The sequence below is a fragment of the Photobacterium sp. GB-56 genome, from assembly GCF_003026105.1.
Taxonomy (GTDB): Bacteria; Pseudomonadota; Gammaproteobacteria; order Enterobacterales; family Vibrionaceae; genus Photobacterium.
Map to the genome: position 1 here is coordinate 20,733 of NZ_PYNW01000005.1, position 23,137 is coordinate 43,869.

The following is a 23,137-nucleotide window of genomic DNA, read 5'->3' on the forward strand; positions in this document are numbered from 1 at the left end:
TTGTAAAGCATCTACACTTTAATAGTTGGTTGTTTATTATGCAATTATTGAAGAGACTCTGAGTACGGCCACACTAGGAGGATGATGTGATGTTAGTGGAACAACGTGATTTTACCTTACTTGGTAAAGTTCAGCGGCATGCTCATATTAGCGTAATCCCAACGGGTAAGTTACGCGTTAATATTCTTGAGGATAATGCAGAGCAAGAGGCTGAATTCTCGCAATTATGGTTTAGCAGGACCGGAACAAAAACATTATTAGTCTGCCGAGTTGAATCAAAAGTCAATTGGCAACTAGATCTTAGAAACCAAGACGCGAAAGAGCTCGAACACCTTATTGAATCGGCGCAAGAAGATTATGAAATCTTAATGCGTGATTTATAACTATCATCAATCTTGTTGAATGGTTTGGTGGGGCAATTTGTGATTTTGCGATATGAGTGTGTTTAACCCTGCTAGTAACTAGCAGGGTTTTTTCAGTTTCTAGGTTTAGGTAAAATGAGGCTTGCTTTCAAACCGCCGCGCTGGCTTTTGCTTAAAATTAAATCACCACGATAGCTATGCGCTAGTTCATTCACGATGTTTAATCCAAGCCCTGTTCCAGGGGTATTTTCATCTAACCGCACTCCACGGTGAAGTACTTGCTTGCATTTTTCTTCTGCAATACCAATGCCGTCATCTTCAATGACAAGGGTAATTTGACCTGATTGGTTCGACTCTTGGTAGACGCGAATCAAAGAGTTAGCCCATTTATAGCTGTTTTCGATTAAGTTACCGATCATTTCATCAAGATCACGGCTTTCTACTGCAACCATCACACTGCTATCAAGCTCGTTAACTAAGATCAGCTCTCGATTTGCGTAGACTTTATCCATGGCTAAGGAGATCGCATCCACTCGACTAGAAACGGCGGTTTTTGCCGCTAGGATATTCACAGCGCCAGCCATACGAGCACGACCTAAATGATAATCGATGTGCTGTTGTAACTGCTGGAGAGCGGGTACTAGCTTGGCTTTTGTTGGTTCATCGAGTAACGCGACTTCATTATTCAAAATAGCGATGGGTGTTTTAAGTGCGTGAGATAAATTCCCTGAATGATTACGTGCACGTAATAGTAGCTCTTGATAGTGGAAGAGTAAGGCATTTAAATCATCAATAACCGGTTGTATTTCAACAGGATATAATCCAGTTAGTTCTGTAGAATGTCCTTCTCGCACTAGCTTTAAATTTCGACGCAATTTACGTAGAGGCCACAGTGACCAGCTGACTTGTAGCGTGGTAAGTGTGAGAATACCAATTGCCATAATGGTTAAAATTAACCATAAACCTCGCGTTAGTTGTTGCAAGGTCTTGAGTAATCGATCCTGATTGACGGCAACGGATAGTTCTACTGGATAATCACTATCAGGCAGTAGGAATTTACGTTTAACCACGATTAAGGATTGTTTATTAGGACCTTCAAAACCCTCTTCACTATTCCCTGAAATGGTGGTGTCCCATAACGAGCGTGAACGTAGATGTTGTTTGTTGAGTTTGAGTGACCAATACAAACCGCTATAAGGGGAGTTAAATCGCGGGTTTGATAATCGACCATCAAGAAATACACGACCATGCGCATCAATATCGACAAGCGCTGTAATTTGATCAAGGTATAAATAAAGCTGGGTTTTTTCTTGGTCAATAAGGTAGCTTTTAATAAAGCTTGGCACAAGATAACCAGCCGTGAGTGTGATCGCTAATAGCCATATTGCAGAAGCGCTTAATAGGCGATTACGAATACTTGGCTGGCCTTTTTTCCGCATATTAATTCGCATTAATCCGATATCCAAGACCGCGAACTGTTTTTATTACATCATTGCCAATCTTTCGACGTATACGACCAATGAAGACTTCAATTGTGTTGGAATCACGATCAAAATCTTGCTTATAGATATGTTCCACTAATTCTGTACGTGAAATAACCTTATCAGTGTTATGCATAAGATAAGATAACACTTTGAATTCAAGTGCTGTAAGATCAATGAGTTGGCCTTCCCAAGTCACCTTGGAAGTACGTGTATCAAGGCTTAAATTACCAGCTTGAATAACAGGAGAGGCATTACCTGTAGAACGGCGAAGTTGCGCTCTAACACGAGCGACTAATTCCACCATCTGAAAGGGTTTGGTTAGATAATCATCAGCGCCTGCATTTAAGCCATCGACACGTTGTGTGAGTTCATTACGTGCACTTAAAATAACGACAGGGCAGTTTACATTTTCTTCACGAATACCTTTTAATACGGTAATACCATCAAGTTTAGGAAGACCCAAATCTAAAACAATAGCATCCCAAGGTTCTGATGTTGCACGATAGAGGGCATCAATACCATCACAAGAAAGCTCTGCCACCCAACCGCTTTGTTCTAAACCAGCGATAATTTGTTCGCCTAAAGTTACTTCGTCTTCTACGACAAGAATTTTCATTTTGGAGCCCTGATGACATTTTCTAAATGTCGTCCTTTGATATTTAACATTTGTAAAGATTGAGCTTGATATTCAACTTTTATTATATTGTTTTGATTATCAATAAGCTTTAGTTCATAGATCCACTCACCATTGTCTTCGTTGAGCTCTACTTTAATTATACGTGCTGATAACTGTTGAGAGACTTTATGTTGAAGGGCTGAATAAGGCTTGATTAATCCTTTCTCGACAGCTGTCATTACATCATCGTGATGCTCTTCATCGTGGGTTATCGGCGTTGCTAATGCACAGAAAGTCAACGATCCGAGAAGCCCGACTATATATAAATATCTATGACGTATTTTCATATTTATAATTGTAACGTAACAACCATGAATGGAAAGTGAATGAGACGACTATGATAACGTGTGTAATGCTCATAAGTCGTTAAATTTTTAAGCTTTTATTCGAAAATTATGATCCCGTTATAGTAGAATAAGTATTGCATGAATGGTGTTTTTAAATTTTATTCAAATTTAGTGAATAGCTTGCTAGTTTACGGCATTTATCGCAAAATTGCGCAATAAAAAGTAATGAAATAGGTAACCCACGATGGCTTCTAGCGCACACGCACTTCATATTTTAGTGAAACACAAAGAATTGGCTGATGATATTCTAGAACAGCTTAAAAAGGGTGCAAAGTTTCAAGATCTTGCTAAGAAACACTCAACGTGCCCGTCGGGTAAAAAAGGGGGAGATCTTGGTGAGTTCCGTAAAGGTGCAATGGTGCCGCAGTTTGATAAAGCGGTCTTTTCTGGTAAAGCAATCAGTACCAGTGAAGCGTTAAAAAAGAAAAATAATAACTTACGCGGATTAATTCCAGAACCTGTAAAGACTAAGTTTGGTTGGCATGTGATTAAAGTTCTTTATACCGTTTAATCTATTTATTGAACCAGATTGAATTTATATTAACGCTCTTATTTTAGAGCGTTTTTTTATGCTTAATAGATACATAATAATATTATTAATGGTATCTATTGGTTGTTATTATTCAATTGTCTATGTGAATAAAGTGGCTAATTTACATTGATTTACGCTTTAAAGCTATTTAATTAATCTGTTTTTCCATAGTATTAATATATGCCCTTTTTATGGAGAATGACGATGAAAGGTTTATTCGATCAGCTAATAAATCAAGCTAGTAATTATATGGATAAGGGAAAAACCACATCTAGTTCAAGTACCTCTGATTTATTAAAAGGAGCGACAGCCGGTGGGGTTGTTGGTGCATTATTAGGCAATAAGAAAAGTCGTAAATTAGCCAAAAAATATGGTGGTAAAGCTGCCTTAGTTGGTGGTACTGCTGTGATTGGCACGGTCGCTTATCAGGCTTATAAGAAATGGTCGCAAGAGTCATCACATGCTTCTAATACGGCAATGGACTCACAGCAAGCGATTTCCCCAAATACCCAATTAAGAACAAACCAAGACTTGTTAGTTCAAGCTATGATTTTTGCAGCAAAAGCTGATGGTCATATTGACGAGCAAGAAAAAACAGCGATAGCACAATGGATGATTGAAAATGGGATCAGCCATGATGTTGAAACTGTGATTGTTCGTTGGCTAAATGCACCGTTAGATCCCCAAGTCATTGCGGCGCAAGTTAGTGGCTTAGAGCAAGCTTCTGAAGTTTATTTAGTTACATTATTGGCTATTGATGTCGATCATTTCTTAGAGCGTGCTTATCTTGACGCATTAGCCCAAGCATTAAAACTGCCAGTAGGCTTAGTTCAGCGAATAGAAGAACAAGCAAATGTTATGTCGTGATTGATTTAACACAGCTAAGATAGGGGCTAATTAAATATAGCCCCTGATTGTCAATATTATTTTGTTTGACCCGCTGGCATAGAACTATTGATTCTGACTGGACCTAAACCAATAACACACTGTTTATAACCTTTTTCCCAGCCTTTTAGGTAAGCTGCTCTATTTACGGTATCGTAGCTATTTACTATTTCTTTGGATGGTAAAAACTGCGCTTCCATCGCATTTTTACAACCATCGTCATATCCTTTTTTTTCTACTGGCGCCGTATTTTGTTTTACGATTTTTGTGATCACTTGTGGTTCTGATTGCGGTACAGTCTGTGTCGCACAACCTGAAATCAATAAAGTTAAGCCAATAAAGGGTAAATATTTATTCATAATATACTCAGTTATATATTCAATCTTGCTGTGATTACAAAAGCGACAAGCAAAACCATTATAATTCGTTATGAGTATATTATAGCAATACCCTTAATCAAACCGTAACCAATGCCATAGTGGTTGAAATTGTGAGTATTTTAAGCGATGAACTAAATGCATTATTGCTTAAGCGATACAACTATCTCTTTAGAAGAGCGAGTATCACTCCAATTTAATAATTTTGAATAGAAGTATTTTAGTATTATCAGATAGATAGTGATGAGACTGAAACTGGTTATGGTACTAATCCCTTGTTGAAAATGATTATCACCAGAAAGAAGTAATATTAAGCCAAGACTGACACCAAGTGATGAAATCATTAGCCATAGCGGAAAACTAAGTCTGAAAAACTGATAGAAATGGAACAATACAGAGAAGATCACTTTCTTTAAATGAAACATAATGTACTCCTAAGCGAAATTGTTGCCTAGTTGTTAAATTATTCCAGTTATTGATGAGAGTGAAGTGCAGTGATCAGATTTTGTGTCGTTGTTCATGGTTTGATGGTAACGATGAGGCGGTATTTCGCATCATCGTTATAGCCATACCATAATTACTTTTGTGCCTATGGGTGAGTTGGTTTAGGAATATAACGGCCTAAACGATCAATTTTTCTGTTTTTAGAGAAGAACATTTCAAGCTCAATCATGACCCCAGGGTTAGCGTGATAGTTGTATTCACGAGGGAATTCTAGCTGCGGACGAACACCTAGATATAGCCAGTGTTTGTAAATACGTTTATTCCATGTTGCAGATATCCAATAGTTTGTGATTTCTTTATTTTCTCCAGTATCAGCACTGATCCCTGTTGAATATTCGAATAAATTCTTATCATCATAACGATGGAATAATTCAAATTGCTGGAGAAGTTCCCATTTATCGTCTTCTTTCAAGTACTGCGCGCTGGTTGTGGTTTTGAATATTTTCGAATGCTCAGGGTTTATCGCGTAATAGCCACTGAGCTCACTCAGATAACCTAACCCTTTTGAGTGATAATAAAAGACTTGTTGTTCAAGTCGGGTTGTCCAGTTTTCACTAATAGGATCAACGCGTGTAAGTCGCATTTTTGTGAAAGGATCAAGTGGAAGCTTTAATTTAATACCAATATCAAAATCTGAATTCCAGTTGCCAAAGTGGGCATCTTGAAGACGAAATGCACCCACAGTATCGCCTGATGTGGTTTTGTTGCCTGTGGCAATACCACGTTGCTTGTTTTCAAGACTATCGAAGTCGCCGGGCTCGGAATCAATGATTAGTTTCCAGTCTCTTTTTACATGGGGCAGGTCAAGTTTGAAATAAACTTTGAAGTCATTATCAAGTTTGCCACGGTAAGAGTAGGCTAAACGATTACGAATACGTAAATAGCTTCGGTTGGTAAGTGCACTTTCGTCATCGTCTTTCGCTAAACTTTCGTCAAGGTACTCGCCAATATCATGGACGGTGTTGGTAAGTGATTGGTGTGAGTCATCAACCCAATCTGCCATGCTTGATTGATTGTTGGGATCAGTACTCGTGTCGCTAACGGGTTCAGCTTGGCTAATACTGGGTATTATTGAGAATAAAAAAAACGGTAAACAAAGCTGTTTATAGCGAGTTTTAAATGAGACTAATGGTTTCAATTTGTTCAAACTTCCTTTTCGAATTCGTCACTATAGTTCTAAATAAACATCAAAATACAGATGTTATTTTTACTGAGAATAGAGACACTTAAATTGTTATGATTTTATGCTAACAAAGCTAATTATCTCAGTTGTTATATTTTCATCACTAAATCATCATCTGAATGATGTGTAATCACACTATACTGAAAATGATTTTTATGCTTACGTCCTCATAGCTAGGATATTATTGATACACAGTATTTATCAATCGCTTTTGAATATTGTGGCTTATTATCACAAAGCTTTTGTGACATGTAGTGTAAATATTAATGGTATGTTCTAGAACTTAATGACAGTTTTAGATATTTCTGTTATTGAATTATATGAAACTAAGTGCGCTCGAGGGATGTATGGATAGTTCAGAGATAGAAAGCATTAAACGGGATATGTCAGTAAAAGTTCATGATATTTTTGATAACTTTGAAGAGCATAATAACCGACTACCAACGATGGAAGAATTTCGGAGTATCTTTCATGATTGTGCTGATCACTATTTAGGCCCATTAGATAAACAGATTGTCGATGGTATTAATGCTAATTTAGAGCGTCAACGTATCCGTGAACAACAGTTGTGGGACGCTGTGAACGAGCTTGAATCTGAAGAACGAGTTCGTAGAGACGCTGAATAAAGTTTATGGGCGATGCGCCATAGCTAAAGCAACTTTTGACTGTGGTCGTATCCCCAATTGTTGGCAAAATGTTTGACTAACCAGTGTGAATTTTTCTAAATCTATGCCGGTTTTGATGTTAAGTCCTTGGCATAAATAAAGAACATCTTCTGTTGCTACATTACCACTTGCTCCTGGTGCATATGGGCAACCACCTAATCCCGCAATACTACTGTCTATTGTCGTAATACCCATTTGCATTGCTTGATAAATATTCGCGATTGCTTGCCCATAACTATCATGGAAATGGACGGCGATGGCTTTTGATTGAAGTTGCTGATTTACACATTCCAACAGGGTAGCAACGCGTAATGGCGTTCCTGTTCCTATTGTGTCTCCCAGTGACACTTGATAGCAGCCCATGTCGATGAGAGCTTTTGCAATTTCTGCGACTTGTTGTGGTGGTGTTTTTCCTTCGTACGGACAATCTATCACACAGGATAAATACGCACGTACAGGTATTAAGTGTTGATGGGCTATCGCAATAACAGATTCAAATCGTCGAAGGCTTTCATCAATACTGGCGTGTATATTGTTTTGCGTGAAGGTTTCAGAGCAAGAAGTAAAGATAGCGACTTCATTGGCATTAACGTTAATGGCCGCTTCTAGGCCTTGTAAATTAGGAGTCAGAGCTGAGTAGAAAATATTGGGATGGCGTTGAATGTGCGAAAATACACTATCCGAATCAGCCATCGCTGGGATCATTTTTGGCGAAACAAACGCACCTGATTCGATATGCGTTAAGCCTGTCTGACTCAATTCATTAATCAGCGCTATTTTAAGCGCTGTTGCTTTATCACCTAATGTTGAAAGATGAGGTTCGTTTTGTAATCCATCACGGGGCCCAACCTCAAAAACGGTAATAGCATCGGGTAGCGATAATTGAAGCTTATTCGTTAATGTCATTGGCTTTACTCCAACTTGGTGGGACTTTATCGAAAAAAGCTTGTATGCCTTCTTGTGCTTGTGGTGAACATCGAACTCGGGCGATTAATTCACTGGTATAACGAATTAAACGTTGATCAATGATTTCGACTTCACATTGACGACATAAGGTTTTGACTGTTGCAAGCGCTGCTGGGCTATTGGTTAAGATTTGCTGAATTATTACCTGTTTTTCTTGTTGTATATCATCACAAATAAGATGAATTAAACCAAGTTCGAGTGCTTGTTCTACCGTGATTAACTCTGCGGTTAACATAAAACGTTTTGCTTGGCGGATCCCAATTGCACGACAAACATACGGGGCAATTGTCGCTGGCACTAACCCTAACCTTACTTCACTTAAACAGAATTTAGCGTTGATACTTGCAATAGCAATATCACAGCAGCAAATTAACCCTAATGCCCCCCCAAAAGCAGCACCTTGAACGATGGCAATGGTGGGAGCTGGAAAGTGGTTGAGTTGATTGAGAAGTTCAGCAAGTTGAGCTGCATCTTGTTGATTATTTTGCTCTGTTTCTAAAGCCATGTTTTTCATCCAATGCAGATCAGCACCCGATGAAAAATGTTTACCATTGGCTTCAAGTAGTAGGCCGCGTATCTCTTTGTTTATTTTAAGTTGATTAAGGGCGGTGAGCAGATCACCGATGATTTCAGCATTAAAAGCATTCGATTTATCGACACGGTTTAAAGTAATGGTCGCGATATTATTAGGTGAAACCGACACTAAGATATTTGGTTGTGTTTTCATAATATGACCTAAAAAGTTACATGCGGAAAATACCAAATCGGGTTTCTTTTATAGGGACATGCTGAGTAATTGAAAGCGCCTGAGCTAATACATCACGTGTAGATTTAGGATCAATAATGCCGTCATCCCACAGCCTTGCACTGGCGTAGTAGGGATGACCTTGTTTGTCATAGAGCGCTAAAATCGGCTGTTTGATTTGTTGTTCGTCTTGCTCTGTCCAAGGTTTATTTCCTCGTTGGCGGATAGCCTGAGTGATTTGTGATAAGACTTCAGCGGCTTGCTCACCTCCCATGACGGATATGCGCGCATTAGGCCACATCCATAACAGAGTTGGATCATAAGCTCTCCCACACATACCATAATTCCCTGCGCCGTAAGAGCCTCCGATGATAACGGTAAATTTGGGCACATTGGCACAGGCAACAGCCATCACCATTTTTGCGCCGTGTTTTGCAATACCTTCTGCTTCAACCCGTTTACCAACCATAAATCCGGTGATGTTTTGTAAAAACAACAGAGGGATTTTCCGCTTACAACATAGCTCAATAAAGTGAGCGCCTTTTTGTGCCGATTCTGAAAATAGAATGCCATTATTAGCAACAATACCAACAGTGTGACCTTCAATGGATCCAAAGCCACACACGAGGGTATTGCCATACATAGCTTTAAATTCGTCAAATTCAGAGTTGTCGACTAAACGGGCTATGAGCTCTTTAATATCAAATGGAATACGGATATTGGTACCCACAATGCCGTAGATGTCATCCATGCTGTATTTAGGTGGAGAAGCAGTCGAATCATGATGAATACTAGCACTTGGTATATTGCAGCTAGCAATAGCATCACGTGCAAGACTCAATGCATGTGCTTCATCATTAGCATAATAATCAGCAAGACCTGATTTTTTACAATGAACATCGGCTCCACCTAATTCTTGTGCTGTTACTTCTTCACCTGTTGCTGCTTTTACTAAAGGGGGACCAGCTAAATAGATTGTTGCTTGATCTTTTACCATGATAGACACGTCAGACATGGCTGGAATGTATGCGCCACCTGCAGTGCACAACCCCATAACTACGGCAATTTGAGGGATCCCTTTCGCTGACATTTGAGCTTGATTGAAAAAGATGCGACCAAAATGATCTTTATCGGCAAAGACTTCGGCTTGGTGGGGTAGGTTAGCGCCGCCAGAATCAACAATATAAATACAGGGAAGATGACACTTTTCAGCGATTTCTTGGGCTCTCAGGTGTTTCTTTACCGTTAGTGGGAAATATGTTCCACCCTTAACTGAAGGATCGTTGGCAATGATCATACACGCATGCTGGTGGATGTAGCCGATGCCAGCAATAATGCCCGCACAAGGCACGGCTTCGCTATAGACATTTAGTGCGGCAAAAGGGGCTATTTCTAACCATGGACTGTGTTTATCAAGTAACTGATGAATTCTTTGTCTTACTGGTTGTTTACCTTGTTTTTTTTGATGTGCTAATGCCGATTCTCCACCACCTTGATGGATTATCTCTAGCTGGGTGTTTAAGTTGTCAACCAACAATTGCATCTCATCATTATTGTTTTTGAACCATTGGCTGGTTGTATCTACTTTTGAGGTAAGTTGAGCCATGGCTTACTCCTTAGCGAGCTGATTCTGAGAATAATTCACGTCCAATTAGCATGCGTCTTATCTCTGAAGTTCCTGCACCAATTTCATAAAGTTTGGCATCTCGTAATAAACGTCCGGCAGGGTAATCATTGATGTAGCCATTACCACCGAGTATTTGAATGGTTTCTAACGCCATTTTTGTGGCTAGTTCAGCACTAAGCAAAATTACGCCAGCTGCATCTTTACGGGTGACTTCACCGCGGTCACAGGCTTTTGCAACGGTGTAAACATAGCTGCGAGCAGCATTGAGTTGGGTATACATGTCTGCAATTTTGGCTTGGATCAGCTCAAATTCACCAATCGCTTTGCCAAATTGTTTTCGTTCATGGATGTAAGGGATCACGACATCCAAACATGATTGCGCGATACCGAGTGGGCCGGCAGCAAGTACTACGCGCTCGAAGTCTAATCCACTCATTAAGACTTTTGCGCCGTGGTCGACGTCACCCAGTACGTTTTGTTTCGGTACTTTGCAGTTAATAAAAACTAACTCGCACGTATTTGAACCACGCATACCTAATTTGTTGAGCTTTTGCGCAGTAGAGAAACCATCAAATTGTGATTCAATAATAAAAGCAGTGATTGCGTTGGCTGAGGTGCGGGCATAGACCACAAGCGTATTGGCTTCTGGTCCATTAGTGATCCACATTTTATTACCGTTGAGTAAAAAATGATCACCGTGATCTTCTGCTTTTAACTGCATGCTCATAACATCAGACCCAGCATTCACTTCGCTCATTGCCAGTGCACCAATGTGTTCTCCTGTGATTAATGCTGGTAGGTATTGTTGCTTCTGAGCATTATTACCATTTCTGAATATTTGGTTTGCACACAAGTTAGAATGAGCACCGTAGCTCAATCCGATTGAAGCAGAAGCACGACTGATCTCTTCCATCACGATAACATGTTCTAAATAGCCCATAGCAGCCCCACCGTATTGTTCAGCAATGGTGACGCCAAGTAAGCCCATTTCGCCTAATGATTGCCAGAGGTAATGGGGAAATTGATTGTCTTGATCTATTTCGTTAGCGATAGGAGCAATATGTTCAGCAGCATATAAGTTAACCTGTTCGCGCAGCATATTGGCAGTATCACCTAAATCAAAGTTGAGTGGTGAGTATTGGCTATGCATAGTAAAGCCTCCTTTGCGGAACCTGTTCAGATTACTTGTCTTTGTATGATTCTGTTTTTATTAGGGTGTGCATACAGCGTTTTTTTGCGCGTTCAAGTTCAATAAGAGTGATATCAATATCGGCGCGTTGATGGGTCAGTTGTCGTTGTTTTTGGTCGATGATGTTGATCATGGAAAGAAGCTGAGCATGGCTTTTGTTGTCATCGTATAAACTGAAGAGTTCCCCGATTTCTTGTAAAGAAAAGCCTAAACGCTTACCGCGAAGTATTAAACCGAGTCGAATTTTATCTCGTCGTCCATAGACACGATTAACGCCATCTCGTTTAGGTGAAAGCAAACCTATATCTTCATAAAAGCGAATACTGCGTGGTGTTATTTTAAATTCGTTTGCAAGCTCGCTGATTTTGAAAGTCATCACATTGAGTCTCCTGCAACGTTAGATAGGTAAAAACTTTTCACCTATCGGTTAAGCAGAGCAGTGATTTTGAGTATTAAAATCCCAGCAAATGTTTCTTAACGTTTACGTAAATGTTAGTGCTATGCTTACAAAAGCGTCAAGAAATCCCCTAATATTCCTGCAGGCAATGTTTTCTAAATTGACGTAAAGAGGTGATTGGTATGAGTAAGGATATTCTGATCGTTGCTGCTAAAAGAACGCCAATTGGGAGTTTTCAAGGCGATTTACGGCATTTTTCCGCCACTCAGCTTGGTAGTATTGTTATTGAAGCAGCATTACGAGATGTTAAACGTGTTCAGCCAACAGATACGACTTTAGAACATAATAATGAGATAGAGTATGAGCACATTGCACAATTGATTGATGAAGTCTTTATGGGCTGTGTATTAACGGCAGGTGTTGGGCAAGCCCCTGCAAGACAAGCAGCTTTGATGGCAAAAATTCCTGTATCGGTTTCCTGTACTACGATAAACAAAGTTTGTGGCTCAGGGTTAAAATCAATCTTATTGGCTTGCGATATGATTAAAGCTGGAGCGATTCGAACGGCTGTCGCTGGAGGCATGGAAAGTATGACCAATGCACCTTATTTACTCACAGACAGTCGAAACGGTATGCGAATAGGCCATAAAGCGGTACTTGATCATTTATATCTAGATGGATTGCAAGATGCATTTGATGGGCACTTAATGGGCGTTTATGGTCAACAAACGGCAACAAAATATAATATTTCACGAGAAATCATGGATGAATGGGCTGTAAGGTCAATTAATAAAGCCCGCAAAGCGGATAGTCGTCAGGCATTTCACGCTGAAATCGTCCCTATTACCGCTCAGAGTCAAAAAGCATTAGTGACGGTTGAAAAAGATCAGCACCCGAATGAAGTGAATATTAAGAAAATACCAAACCTTCCTCCTCTATTTTCGCAACATGGTGAACAAGGTACGATCACTGCCGCTTCATCAAGTGCTATTGGTGACGGTGCCGCAGCTTTAGTGTTAATGGAAGCTGAACAAGTTCGACGACAAGGCTTATATCCACTGGCATCAATTAAAGGTTATGCCAGTCATAGTCGATCCCCCGATGAATTTACCATTGCACCTATTCATGCCATTAACCAATTATTAGATGATCTTAATTGGTCTACTGATGATGTGGACTTGTGGGAAATTAACGAAGCTTTTGCTGTGGTGACAATTGCCGCGATAGAGCAGCTAGGTATTGATGCTGAAAAAGTGAATGTTAACGGTGGAGCTTGTGCATTAGGTCACCCAATAGGCGCGACAGGAACAAGAGTCGTGGTGACATTAACCCATGCATTACGACAACAAGCGCAAATGTTGAGTGGCACGAAAACGCTAAAAGGTGTTGCTGCTGTATGTGTTGGTGGAGGAGAAGCATTGGCAATTGCGATTGAAGTTGATGTTAAATAGTATGACATTGAAGATTGGAAATAAGTTAAAGGAGTAAGTGATGACAGGAATGGTGAATGTTTCCTATATCCATTGTACCGATGGACATAGTATTGGTGTACTAGAGCTGGATAATCCATCATCGCTTAATGCACTTACGTTAAATATGCATAAAACGATTTACCAGTATTTACAGCTTTGGCGTGAAGATGAAAGCATTGTTGCTGTAATGATTAAATCGGTGGGTGATCGCGCTTTTTGTGCAGGTGGGGATGTGCGCAGTATGTATTATGCAATGGAAAATGATCCTGCTTTAAAGCATCAACAAAAGCCACCAAAGATAGCGTTAGATCAAATTGAAAGTCACGTAGCTAAGCCATTTTTAACGGAATATTTCTCCGTTGAATATAGTTGTAATTTACTCATCCATCACTATAACAAGCCCGTTATTGCGTGGGGACATGGGTATATTATGGGGGGAGGATTAGGATTATATATTGGCGCAAGCCATCGCGTTGCTTTACCGAATACAGTATTAGCGATGCCGGAAATAACTATTGGCTTATATCCTGATGTTGGTGCGACATGGTTTTTAAACCAGCTTCCTGATGGGATCGGTATGTTTTTGGGCTTAACTGGTGCACATGTCAACGTTTGTGATGCTCGTGATTTAGCAATGGTTGATCATATTGTTGCAAATAGTGCTTATGATAATGTTGTTAAACAATTAAAGCATTACCCATGGTCAACAATATTGGCTGATACGCAAAGTCAGTCATTGGTATCAGAAGCAATCTCGGTCATATTAAATAACGGTGCTGAAAAAGCGCACTCTGTGTTACCTGCAAATCAATTGATGCCATACTTTGCACAAATTCAGGCGGCTTGTTTTGCTCAATCATTACCCACTATTTACGACCAAATTAATGCCATTGATGGTTTGGGCCGCTGGATAGAGACAGCAAAAAAGGCCATGAATGCAGGTAGCCCTATTACCGCACACATTTGTTTTAAACAAATACAAAGCTACAAAGATGTATCTTTACTTGACTGTATAAAAATGGAACTGGGTCTTTCAGTAAATTGTGGTTTGTTAGGTGAGTTCAAAGAAGGTGTCCGAGCGCATTTAATTGATAAAGATTATATGCCTAACTGGATTTATTCATCTGTAAATGATGTTGATAACAAGGTAATTGAGCAAATATTTACACCTATCTGGTCTGAGCATGAGAATCCAATTAATCAGGTCAATATTAGCTAATTATTTATAATAACTTAGATTTTATGAATAGAAATATTGTGATGGATAAATATACGTTAAAGTAACAGAGTTAAACTTTTGTTTTAATTCAGGAGCAATTAATGAATATTGAGAATAGCGTTGTTGTCATTACCGGTGCTAGTCAAGGTCTAGGCCAAATGATGGCTGTAACTCTAGCTCAAATGGGCGCTGAATTGGCTTTAATTGATATCAACTCAGCTGGGTTACGTCAAACGCAAGATCAGTGTCATATGTTAAACAGTAAAGCAATGATCTATGAGGCTGACGTAACAAGCGAAGAGGAAGTTGTTCAAGCATTTGCACATATTATTGAAGATTTCGGTCATATTAATGTCTTAATTAACAATGCTGGTATTCTTGATGATGGCTTCCTGGTTAGTGAAAGTAATGACGTATTAACGAAAATGCCGCTAGACCAATTTCAAACGGTGATGGATGTTAATGTTACTGGTTCATTTTTGTGTGGACGAGAAGCCGCTGAAAAGATGATCAAGACAGAATCTCAAGGCGTTATTATTAACATTTCAAGTGTCGCTAGAGCAGGAACATTAGGCCAAACTAACTACGCGGCGTCAAAAGCGGCAGTTGCAACGATGGCTGTGGGCTGGTCGAAAGAGTTAGCAAAATACGGTATTCGTGTTGCTGCAATTGCTCCCGGTTTGATTGATACTCCTTTAACTGACCAATTGAAGCCCGAAGTGCTTGAAAAAATGAAGGCATCAGCACCTTTTGAGCGTGTTGGTAACCCTGAAGAGATTGCCCATACAGTGAAGTATATTATTGAGAATGACTACTTCACTGGGCGTATTCTTGAAATTGATGGTGGTATGCGTTTATAACGTTAATTAACCATAAAACATCGCATATAGTGCCATGCCTCCGCCGACTACAAACATAATCATAGAGACAGTAAAGGCGAATTTAGCAAGGTATGGCATTAATTTTTCCATGAGATTTCTCTGTTCATTATTTCAATGAATGAATATTACCTTTCATCTTCTGTTTAGTGAAGATAATTAAATTTATTAAATATAATTCTATTACTTATTCTTTATACTTATTTCGTATACAATTGCGAAAAACAAGATTAGAGATATCTTATGAGTATATTAAAGTCTGCAAAGCTCGCTTACAGTCATAAAAATCACGGTAAAACATTATCTATCGCTAAATACGCGATTAGAGCGATGGTATATTCACGCCAATATAATGAACTCGCTCATTTCTTTTTAAATGATCAACGAAAAGAAGTCATTGATCAGCAACCTGAATTTTTAATGCGCTTTACAAAACCCTATTTGGCTACGTGTTTTTCTAAAAATCAAATTGTTGAGGTTTTAAAAAAACATTATAACTGGATGGAAAGCCATTTTTCAGATTCAGCTCGACATACTATTTATACTGATGAATTAGAGCTTTATAGCTTTGATATTGAAGAAAAGTCCTATCAAGTTAAACTAAGTTTTGACCACACTTATCGCCGCGAAGGGGAATTAGCGTTAATACTGACAGATAGCAATGATCACCGTTATTACGCTATTGCATTTACCGTTATTGATAATGATATTTATGTTGGTTGTATGCAAGGTGGTTCTAACGATAATGGATTTAGTCGTTTATTTACGAAAGCTTTTTATGGCTTACGACCAAAGTCTTTTATGGTTGAAACCTTACGTTTATTTGCTAATGATATGAATATTGAGCATATATATGCGGTTAAAAATAGTGCACATGTATACACTGCTAAGCGCTATGGTAAAAAAGCATCAACGATCAACCTTAACTATGATCAATTATGGCAAGAACATAATGGTGAAGAATACAATGATGCTTTTTATTCATTACCATTACATACAGAGCGTCGCGCAATGGAAGATATCAAACGACCAAAGCGTAAAATGTATCGTGAACGTTACGCCTGGTTAGATGAATACGATCAAGATCTTAAAGAACAATTGGATAGTGTTACGATTCAACATTGATTTATTGTAGTGAATGAATCGATTAAGCAATAAAAAAGGCTTGTCACGATACATAGTGACAAGCCTTTTTATGTTTTTCTTATTTTAACCTGCTGCGACGTTATCTTCAGGATATTTCAGCAAGGTTGGTTTAGGACGAGCTAACATGTATGCCAAGGTTAGTGGGCCTAAACGACCGATGATCATGACGACTATCATGATGTATTTACCGGGTTCAGATAAGGTTGCTGTTAAACCAGCAGTAACGCCTACGGTCGCAAATGCTGAAATGGTTTCAAACATTACCTCATAGAATGGGGCTTTTTCCGTGATCATTAAGGCAAACATTGCAATGGTAAGTACAATGCCACTAACCACAATGATGGCTAATGATTTTGTCACCGTTTGGTTTGAAATTGTGCGCTTAAATAGCACTACACGATCACGTTGCTTTAAGAACGACCATGTTGCCAAAATAGCTACGACAAAGGTTGATACCTTAATACCGCCACCTGTAGATGTTGAACCAGCACCAATAAGCATTAATAGCATCATGACCAACATAGTTGGTTCAGTAAACTTACCAATATCAACACTGTTGAAACCGGCTGTACGTGCTGTAGCTGATTGGAAAAAGGCTGCTAACCATTGCCCTGATTCATTAAGTGACCCAAGAGTGTGGCTATTATGGTGTTCTAAAAGCCAAATCATTACGGTACCAACAAATAATAGTATGGGTGTTGCTATTATCATTATTTTTGAATGCAAAGATAAAAAATGGAACCCACGGTGTGCATTTCTTTTGATATCAGAAATAACAGTAAAACCTAAACCGCCTAATATGAATAATGATGAAATCGTAATAATAACAAGAGGATCATCAACATAGCGTGTTAAGCCATCTGAAAATAAAGAAAAACCCGCATTGTTAAAGGCTGAAATCGAATGAAATACTGCAAAGAATAGACCTTGCTCCCAACCCATCTCAGGTACCCAGCGTAGCGACAGAAAAAATATACCGATCAATTCACAAATAAGCACAAAGATAATGATGTGTTTTACAAGGCGGCGAATATTTGTGAATTTATCTTGTCCTAATTGTTCTTTCGTTAATGCTTGTTGACGTAAGCTTAACCGCAAACCAAACATGTAAAGTAAAACGGCAGACAATGTCATTTGTCCTAAACCGCCAATTTGCATGAGTAGCATTAATAACACTTTACCACTAATGGAAAAATGCGAGCCTGTATCTACTACACCTAAGCCCGTTACACTGATCGCAGAAGTTGCAGTAAATAGAGCATCGACAAAACTAAGCCCTGAAACTGAAAATGCAGGTAACGTGAGCAGGATTGCTGCTGGCATTAAAATGGCTAAAAAACTAAAAATGATGATCTTAGGTTCAGACCATCTTTTTTTATGGTTGTCAGTTTTGATAGGGACATACATGCCCCTGTTTGGAATGAAACTCATAGCTTTCTTAAAGTCTCAGTTAATATTTTTTCAGGTCCTGTGATAATTAAAATATCGCCTACTTGTAATTCAGTGCTTGGATCAGGAGCTTTACGTACTTCAGGGCCACGTTTAAGTGCTAATACTTGGGTTTCTTTATGAGCACCACATGGGTGTTCATATATTTTACGTCCCATATTTTTTGCTGTAACGACCACTTCTGCGAGTGAAATACCACTTCCTAGTTCAGAGAACTCAAAAATACGTTTATCTAACATATTGCGAGCTATACGAATCCCCATATCACGTTCTGGACGGATGATCTTATCTGCGCCAATTTTAGATAAGATTTTGCTATGAGGTGTATCCTTTGCTTTAACCCAAACTGTTTTCACTCCCGCCTCTTTTAAAAGAAGAGTAGTAAGAATACTGGCATTAACATCTTCACCAATTGATACCATAACAAGATCATAATCGTCCAATTTTAGCTCAGAAATGGTGGCTTCATTTGAACAATCAGCAACAACAGCTTGAGTTGCGACATCTGCCGCTTTACGCACACAGGTTTCATCAAGATCGATAGCAAGTACTTGAGCGCCACGCTCGCTAAGTTCTTGACAAAGTGACATACCAAATCTGCCAAGACCAATAACGGCAAATTGTTTATCTTCAGGATTCATTGTTTTTCCCCAAACTGTTTTAGTATAGCGTTTTAATTGTTTTGTTGTTGATTCAAAATACATTTTTTAAAATGTTGTAAAGACTATGGACGTGTAAAATTTGTCTTATTCAATTTAAGGTACGTAGTCGTTACACATTTCCAATTATCAAAATAGATCGTGAATAGTGCTAGGATTTTATTTGTAATACAAGATAATTGAGTGTTGGTATAGATTGCACCTGCTACAGAGTATTCTGTAATATTAACTTAATCTATTGATTTAAATTCAATTTATTTTATTACTAGTGCGTTTATTTTAAAAATAGCAATCTTATATTTAGTACAAATCATATAAACTTATAAATTTTGCACATCTAACTGTTGTTTTTTTGCCCATTTATGTGTGCGGTGTCACGTATATAAGTTAGATGAGTGTAAATAACTAATTTGTTCTGCTTTTTTACCTCAAAACGCCAATATTTGCATTGTAATAAAGCTGTTTCCCTTTTCCTTGATTAATATTACTTGATAAGTATCAGACAGGGCATTTTTATGCGTTGTTTTTGATATGTCGTTTAATACAGAACTATTAACACTAAAGTTGACGTTGTTATCGGCAGTGCGCTGAACGATTCCATTATACTCGAAGACGAGTAAGTGGTTATATCTGCCACCTTTTTTGTGGTTATTGCGTTATATGCATTGTGTTCTATTTTTATATTTCGTTCGGTAATCGCACCTTTAATCTTAGGTGTCTTTGATAAGGAAATTTAGAACTTTCACATCATGAAACTCATGATTTTCTGATTATCTTGAAAAGATTTAGGGCAGGGTAATAAACCGCTCTGCCAATATTGTATGCCATTATTTTTATTACCTCTGTTCGTTATCGGAAAGAAGTAGTTTAAAAACATGTGAATAAATAAAATATTGCCAGCATGTTTGACGTTAACTTTACAGACCTCATTCTGTTCTATGTGGAAGATATATATGATAATTAACTGCCATCATTAATGTGAAAACTTATGGTTACTTTGATAAAAATAGCTTGTAACAAATACGAGAAAGAATAAAGCCTGTGATTAATCCTCCGGTATTTGCAGCTAAATCTAGCCATTCGCCATAGCGATTAACATAAGGCTGGATTAATTCAATTACTCCGCTCCATGTAATACACCCGACAAATAACCAAAACCAATATTTAGGCATTTTTAGGCCAATAGCAAAAATTAATGCGCTATAAGCGATAAAGTGATGTGTTTTATCTGTTCCTGGTACTTGGGGTAAGCTGGGTTGAGGTAATAGTGATAAAACTGTAATTAACATTAGCGTTAGTAAAGTAATAACTTTCCAGTGTATTTCTATAAAACGTAACAATGTAGGCATAAGAAAGGATTGCTTTTATATAAGAGTAATAGGATTTTTCGATCATACGTGTGATTAAGTAATGTTCAAGATACTTATCATTGATAAGTAGCAGGAATAATCCTGCTACTTGAAGCTATTCTAAATTATCGAAATCGGTCTTATCTATTAGAAAAGGGGCATTGAGTAAATAAGATTGGCTGATAAAATGCTCAGCAAGCGTTCTGACCGTCTGTAAGTATAACTCAAAATCCTCTTGGTGTAGTTGACTTATATGTTGCGTTAAAATAAGTCGACATAGTTCTCCAGTAATCGAGTGTGAAATTTGTTCGACAAGTTTATATGTCGCTTGCTTTGATAGTTGAAAGCCTTTATCAATATCTTGATTCACAATAACTCGACTAAATACAAGGTCGAGACTTTTTGTTATATCCTCTTGTGTTGTAAATGCGTTAATGAGTGATGTGATTTGTTGAATAGATAAAGCAGACATGACCATTTCACATTCAGTATTAAATGTATTTTTAACCAAATCAGTTGTTTCTTTCTGAGTGATGTGGGTCAGTGTTCCACGCCTGTTCGCCGCTTTAATAGCAAAGTCTTGTTGTGATTGACGAATAACCTCAGTCAATTCCTGACTTATTTGATCAAAATTCTGAAAGTTGGCACTAAATCCATAATGGCATTGTTTGCTGATGGTATTAAGAGACGCTCCTTGAAATGATTGCAGAAGTAGATAGAGCGTGTAAGTGATCTTATTTTGAAAGATACACGCATTTTTTTTTGCACTATGGCTATTAGATGACGGATTTAATGCCATAGTGGTTAGGATTTGCTGCACAGCACTTTGAACTTCGAGTTCTAGGCTGGCAGTTTCGCATAACCTTGTGCTCATAAGCGTACTCCTTTAACGCTACTGCTCTTTAAGCATGATACAAGATTATACGAATTTCACGTTTTAAACGTTTAAATGTGAACAATATTATCGAAAAAGCATGTTTTTATAAAGAAAATAGCAAGTTACGACATACTAATAAGGATCTATTTTTTATGATGTATTGTTCGGTAGATATATTTTACGTGTAATCTGCCTACTTTTTAATCGTTTATCTAAACTATAACAGGATTTAGGAGGAGGGCTGTTCAGTTTTGTGAGTAAAGCGTCAAGTGTGATGGTGAAAACTGAATAATGGCAGTGAAAAGAAGATTGCTATATTTAATATTTAGATACAGCAACCTTATAATTTATCATGAAGCTAATTAGAGTGAGTATTCGTGAGTTGTGCGACTGTTGCCATTCTCGTATGTAAAGTGATTTGATTATGAAAAACCATCAACTTAATTTTATTTTTGTAGGCTGTTAACGTTCTAATTTATTAATTAGTTCTGTTAATTGCTGGTTTAAATCATCGTTAATTAATGTGTTTTTTTCTAAATCAAAGTTTTCATAGAAACTAGGTATAGATAATGATCCTACCACCTTGGCGGCAAAATATGGTGCAGACGTAACAGCACTATTTAATACACTCGCAGCGCCACCAGGACCCGGAGAAGTAGCTAGCATGATCACTGGTTTATTTTGGAATACCTTTTGATCTATACGTGAGGTCCAATCGAAAACATTCTTATAAGCCGATGTATATGAACCATTATATTCTGCAAATGAAATTAAAATAGCATCCGCTTGGCCAATCTTATCGAAAAAGATTTGTGCTTGTTCTGGAATGCCTGAGTTATTTTCACGATCGATACTGTAAATCGCCATCTCAAAATCATTAAGATCTAAAATTTCAACGTCATCGGTATTAGCTTGTGATGCCGCATATGTCACTAATGCACGGTTGATAGAGTGTTGGCTGTTCGATGCCGCAAAAGCAAGTAGTTTCATTTTTAAATCCCCATATCCACAAGTCTTTTAACAACATGCCGTTGTTAACCTTTGTACAGAGTGTATATTAGAGTTCAGGTGTAATTAATAGGCTAAAAGTGATTAGATAGATTCCATATGGCTAATAATCGATTATTTGATGGTATCACTGTGTTTGTTCAAGTAGTGAAGTGCGGCGGTTTTGGTGCCGCTGCCGAAGCTACTGGACACTCTAATTCTTATGTAAGTAAAGAAATCGCCAAACTTGAAAGTCGCTTAGGGGTTCGACTCCTTAATCGCACCACAAGGAGCATTGCTTTAACTCCTGAAGGGAAGACTTATTATCAAGAGTGTGTACAACTGATTAGTGATGCAGAGCAAGCCGTTGCGGAAATAACACAAAGTACCGTTGAGCCAAAAGGAACGTTAAAAGTTAGTTGCCCTGTCTGGTTTGGTAAACAGTATTTAGCCGATGTTTTCACAACATATTTATCTCGATACCCTGAAGTTACGCTCGATCTAGATATGAGTGATAAGCCTATTGATGTGATTGCCGACGGTTATGATTTAGTTATCCGCGCTACTGCTAAATTAGATGACTCGAGTTTGATTTGTAAGCGTATTTATAGCAGCAGAATTTGCACAGTGGCATCAAAACAATACTTAAAAGTCTATGGTTACCCACAACATCCTTCGGAATTATCCGCTCATAGCTGCTTTTGTTATACTAATTTGAAAAAATTCAATGTCTGGGAATACCGAGATAAAGCAGGAAACAAAACACTAGTCGAAGTACAACAACGCGTATTGAGTAATAGTACGGAAATGTCACTAGCACTGGTTGATAATGGATTGGGTATTATCCGTGTACCTGAATTTTATATAGAGGCACAACTACAATCAGGTGAATTAACGCTATTATTTGATGATTACATTTTCCCTGAAATTGATGTTTATGCGCTCTATCCAACACGTAAACATGTCGCATCGAAAGTAAGCTGCTTCCTAGATTTAATAACAGAAATAGTGACACCGTTTTAGCTTACTAAGCATTGGCATGCTTCGTCGAATATCTTGTTACAAGTTTTCTTTTTTTTTTGTGATGTAAAGTGGTATTTTTTCTGTATTAGTAGTAAGTCTTCTGTATTTACTGCTTCATTACTATCAAGGGTATAGATAA

The 23,137-nt window shown here is 38.2% G+C and carries 24 protein-coding genes; 9 read left to right on the top strand and 15 right to left on the bottom strand.

Going from position 1 to position 23,137, the window contains the following annotated elements; genetic code table 11:
- The first annotated feature begins 89 nt into the window (after nt 1–89).
- Nucleotides 90–383, top strand: coding sequence for a hypothetical protein (locus tag C9J42_RS08300; protein WP_107247290.1), 294 nt, complete (start codon nt 90–92; stop codon nt 381–383).
- Nucleotides 384–475: 92 nt separating this feature from the next.
- Here C9J42_RS08300 and C9J42_RS08305 read toward each other — a convergent pair whose 3' ends face one another.
- The 3 genes from C9J42_RS08305 to C9J42_RS08315 are packed head-to-tail and all read right to left on the bottom strand — an operon-like array spanning nt 476 to nt 2,701.
- The gene (locus C9J42_RS08305; RefSeq protein ID WP_107206921.1) at nt 476–1,813 is read right to left on the bottom strand and encodes a sensor histidine kinase; all 1,338 of its coding nucleotides are present in this window, start codon (nt 1,811–1,813) and stop codon (nt 476–478) included.
- Nucleotides 1,803–2,462: a response regulator transcription factor gene (locus C9J42_RS08310; protein ID WP_107206922.1), complete on the bottom strand. Its 660-nt coding sequence runs from the start codon at nt 2,460–2,462 to the stop codon at nt 1,803–1,805. The genes C9J42_RS08305 and C9J42_RS08310 overlap by 11 nt, the downstream gene beginning before the upstream one ends.
- Nucleotides 2,459–2,701, bottom strand: coding sequence for a PepSY domain-containing protein (locus tag C9J42_RS08315; protein ID WP_233217632.1), 243 nt, complete (start codon nt 2,699–2,701; stop codon nt 2,459–2,461). Before C9J42_RS08315 ends, C9J42_RS08310 begins: the two co-directional genes overlap by 4 nt.
- 352 nt (nt 2,702–3,053) lie before the next feature.
- Here C9J42_RS08315 and C9J42_RS08320 point away from each other — a divergent pair, with 352 nt between their 5' ends.
- Nucleotides 3,054–3,380: a peptidylprolyl isomerase gene (locus tag C9J42_RS08320; RefSeq protein ID WP_107206924.1), complete on the top strand. Its 327-nt coding sequence runs from the start codon at nt 3,054–3,056 to the stop codon at nt 3,378–3,380.
- A gap of 225 nt (nt 3,381–3,605) precedes the next feature.
- On the top strand, nt 3,606–4,268 hold the full coding sequence (locus C9J42_RS08325) for a tellurite resistance TerB family protein (protein ID WP_107247291.1): 663 nt from the start codon (nt 3,606–3,608) through the stop codon (nt 4,266–4,268).
- Nucleotides 4,269–4,324: 56 nt separating this feature from the next.
- Here the strand turns inward: C9J42_RS08325 and C9J42_RS08330 are convergent, their stop codons facing one another.
- Together C9J42_RS08330 and C9J42_RS08340 are read right to left on the bottom strand one after the other, a co-directional pair.
- Nucleotides 4,325–4,645, bottom strand: coding sequence for a hypothetical protein (locus tag C9J42_RS08330; protein WP_107301892.1), 321 nt, complete (start codon nt 4,643–4,645; stop codon nt 4,325–4,327).
- A gap of 607 nt (nt 4,646–5,252) precedes the next feature.
- Nucleotides 5,253–6,305 carry a hypothetical protein gene (locus tag C9J42_RS08340; RefSeq protein ID WP_107206928.1) on the bottom strand — a complete coding sequence of 351 codons (1,053 nt, stop codon included), beginning with the start codon at nt 6,303–6,305 and terminating at the stop codon, nt 5,253–5,255.
- 392 nt (nt 6,306–6,697) lie between these two features.
- Between C9J42_RS08340 and C9J42_RS08345 the strand changes: the two genes are divergently transcribed.
- Nucleotides 6,698–6,976, top strand: coding sequence for a hypothetical protein (locus C9J42_RS08345; protein ID WP_107206929.1), 279 nt, complete (start codon nt 6,698–6,700; stop codon nt 6,974–6,976).
- A gap of 3 nt (nt 6,977–6,979) precedes the next feature.
- Here C9J42_RS08345 and C9J42_RS08350 read toward each other — a convergent pair whose 3' ends face one another.
- The 5 genes from C9J42_RS08350 to C9J42_RS08370 are packed head-to-tail and all read right to left on the bottom strand — an operon-like array spanning nt 6,980 to nt 11,918.
- Complete coding sequence (locus C9J42_RS08350) at nt 6,980–7,921, bottom strand: hydroxymethylglutaryl-CoA lyase (RefSeq protein ID WP_107206930.1); 942 nt, start codon at nt 7,919–7,921, stop codon at nt 6,980–6,982.
- Nucleotides 7,905–8,708, bottom strand: coding sequence for an enoyl-CoA hydratase-related protein (locus C9J42_RS08355; RefSeq protein WP_199189321.1), 804 nt, complete (start codon nt 8,706–8,708; stop codon nt 7,905–7,907). Before C9J42_RS08355 ends, C9J42_RS08350 begins: the two co-directional genes overlap by 17 nt.
- 16 nt (nt 8,709–8,724) lie before the next feature.
- Nucleotides 8,725–10,332, bottom strand: a complete 1,608-nt coding sequence (locus C9J42_RS08360; RefSeq protein ID WP_107301894.1) for a carboxyl transferase domain-containing protein — start codon at nt 10,330–10,332, stop codon at nt 8,725–8,727.
- 10 nt (nt 10,333–10,342) lie between these two features.
- Nucleotides 10,343–11,503: an isovaleryl-CoA dehydrogenase gene (locus C9J42_RS08365; protein ID WP_107206933.1), complete on the bottom strand. Its 1,161-nt coding sequence runs from the start codon at nt 11,501–11,503 to the stop codon at nt 10,343–10,345.
- A 31-nt stretch (nt 11,504–11,534) separates the two neighbouring features.
- Nucleotides 11,535–11,918 carry a MerR family DNA-binding transcriptional regulator gene (locus C9J42_RS08370; RefSeq protein WP_199188099.1) on the bottom strand — a complete coding sequence of 128 codons (384 nt, stop codon included), beginning with the start codon at nt 11,916–11,918 and terminating at the stop codon, nt 11,535–11,537.
- A gap of 203 nt (nt 11,919–12,121) precedes the next feature.
- On the opposite strand from C9J42_RS08370, the gene C9J42_RS08375 reads away from it, so the two are divergent.
- From C9J42_RS08375 to C9J42_RS08395, 4 genes are all read left to right on the top strand, one after another.
- Nucleotides 12,122–13,390, top strand: a complete 1,269-nt coding sequence (locus C9J42_RS08375) for a thiolase family protein (protein ID WP_107301895.1) — start codon at nt 12,122–12,124, stop codon at nt 13,388–13,390.
- 40 nt (nt 13,391–13,430) lie between these two features.
- Nucleotides 13,431–14,630, top strand: coding sequence for an enoyl-CoA hydratase/isomerase family protein (locus C9J42_RS08380; protein WP_107301896.1), 1,200 nt, complete (start codon nt 13,431–13,433; stop codon nt 14,628–14,630).
- 101 nt (nt 14,631–14,731) lie between these two features.
- The gene (locus C9J42_RS08385) at nt 14,732–15,490 is read left to right on the top strand and encodes an SDR family oxidoreductase (RefSeq protein WP_107287907.1); all 759 of its coding nucleotides are present in this window, start codon (nt 14,732–14,734) and stop codon (nt 15,488–15,490) included.
- Between the two features lie 261 nt (nt 15,491–15,751).
- Nucleotides 15,752–16,633, top strand: coding sequence for a VirK/YbjX family protein (locus C9J42_RS08395; RefSeq protein WP_107206939.1), 882 nt, complete (start codon nt 15,752–15,754; stop codon nt 16,631–16,633).
- An 84-nt stretch (nt 16,634–16,717) separates the two neighbouring features.
- Here C9J42_RS08395 and C9J42_RS08400 read toward each other — a convergent pair whose 3' ends face one another.
- From C9J42_RS08400 to C9J42_RS08420, 5 genes are all read right to left on the bottom strand, one after another.
- Nucleotides 16,718–18,061: a TrkH family potassium uptake protein gene (locus C9J42_RS08400; RefSeq protein ID WP_233217642.1), complete on the bottom strand. Its 1,344-nt coding sequence runs from the start codon at nt 18,059–18,061 to the stop codon at nt 16,718–16,720.
- A gap of 20 nt (nt 18,062–18,081) precedes the next feature.
- Nucleotides 18,082–18,744: a TrkA family potassium uptake protein gene (locus tag C9J42_RS08405; RefSeq protein WP_158259293.1), complete on the bottom strand. Its 663-nt coding sequence runs from the start codon at nt 18,742–18,744 to the stop codon at nt 18,082–18,084.
- 1,010 nt (nt 18,745–19,754) lie between these two features.
- A complete protein-coding gene (locus tag C9J42_RS08410; protein WP_107206942.1) occupies nt 19,755–20,111 on the bottom strand; it encodes a hypothetical protein in 357 nt (118 codons plus the stop codon).
- Between the two features lie 115 nt (nt 20,112–20,226).
- Entirely contained in the window at nt 20,227–20,985 is a 759-nt protein-coding gene (locus C9J42_RS08415) for a hypothetical protein (RefSeq protein WP_107206943.1), read from the bottom strand.
- 465 nt (nt 20,986–21,450) lie between these two features.
- Nucleotides 21,451–21,978 (bottom strand): NADPH-dependent FMN reductase, encoded by a 528-nt coding sequence (locus C9J42_RS08420; protein WP_107287906.1) that lies wholly within the window; start codon nt 21,976–21,978, stop codon nt 21,451–21,453.
- Between the two features lie 117 nt (nt 21,979–22,095).
- Between C9J42_RS08420 and C9J42_RS08425 the strand changes: the two genes are divergently transcribed.
- Complete coding sequence (locus C9J42_RS08425) at nt 22,096–22,998, top strand: LysR family transcriptional regulator (RefSeq protein ID WP_107206945.1); 903 nt, start codon at nt 22,096–22,098, stop codon at nt 22,996–22,998.
- The last annotated feature ends 139 nt before the right edge of the window (nt 22,999–23,137 follow it).